We start from the raw sequence: 1,115 nt of genomic DNA, 5'->3' as shown, positions 1-1,115 counted from the left end.
CCCTTGCGAATCCCCGCCCAGCAGCGCCCCGGTCGTCGACACCCCGCGGCCGCCATTGCCGCCGGCACCGCCGGTTCCACCGACGCCGCCGTCGCCGGCGGCGCCGCCGACACCGCCATCGCCGGCGGTGCCCGCCGTCCCGTGCGCCGCCGTTCCCCCGCCACCGCCTTGACCGCCGGTCCCGCCAGCTCCGCCGGTACCGCCTATTCCACCGGTGCCGCCGATCCCACCGGCACCACCGGTGGTGGTGCCGACGTTCACCGTTCCCGACGCTTCGCCGCCGGTACCGCCGACGCCGCCGACCGCTCCCGCGGCACCGGTTCCGCCTTGGCCCCCGGCCCCGCCGAGACCGCCCGCACCGCCGTCACCGGAGATCGAGCCGCCGGCACCACCGGCGCCACCTGCGCCGCCGACGCCGCCAACACCACCGGCGCCGCCGATACCGCCTGTGCCGCCGTGGCCTCCGTCGCCGCCGATCACGGTGCTCAGCAGACCCAGGAGCGCGATGGTGGAGGCCCCGCCGGTTCCGCCGACGCCGCCGGCGGCACCCGCGCTGCCATCGCCTCCGCTGCCCCCGTCGCCCCCGATATTGATCCCCACGCCGAGCAGTCCGCCGGCTTTGCCGCCGGTTCCGCCGGTCCCACCGATCTGGACGATCGTGGTGCTGCCGTCGCTGCCGGGCCCGCCGGGCTGGGCGTCTTTGCTGAGCGTTTGGTTCGCGCCGGTCGACCCGGCAGTGGCGGTCCCAGTCGGCGTCGGGTTCTGCCCCGTCGCCCCCTTGCCCCCATTTCCGCCGGCACCGCCGTTGCCGCCGTTGCCGATGTTGCCGCCGTCGCCGCCGCGGCCGCCCTGCCCTCCGGCAGCGCCAGTGGTCTGCTGGTCATAGCCGCGTCCGCCGTCGCCGCCATTGCCGCTGGGCCCGCTCGGCAGCCCGCCGTCCGCACCGGTGGCCCCGGCGGTCCCGCCACCACCCGCGGTGCTGCCGGCCGCACCGCCGTTACCGCCGCCACCACCGGTCCCGGCGTCGCCGCCGTGGCCACCCGCGCCGCCGATGCCGCCGTTGATCCCGGTGGTGTTGCCCGCCCCGGCGCCGCCATTGCCGCCCGCCCCGGCGA

The 1,115-nt window shown here is 78.3% G+C and carries 1 pseudogene; it reads right to left on the bottom strand.

What is annotated here, in order from left to right:
• Window positions 1-1,115: pseudogene (locus tag BST28_RS24320) on the bottom strand (hypothetical protein); the annotation flags it as partial.

The sequence above is a fragment of the Mycolicibacter kumamotonensis genome (assembly GCF_002086285.1).
Classification (GTDB): domain Bacteria; phylum Actinomycetota; class Actinomycetes; order Mycobacteriales; family Mycobacteriaceae; genus Mycobacterium; species Mycobacterium kumamotonense.
The sequence above is the reverse complement of the archived record's forward strand: the minus strand, read 5'-3'. Positions and strand labels throughout refer to the sequence as shown.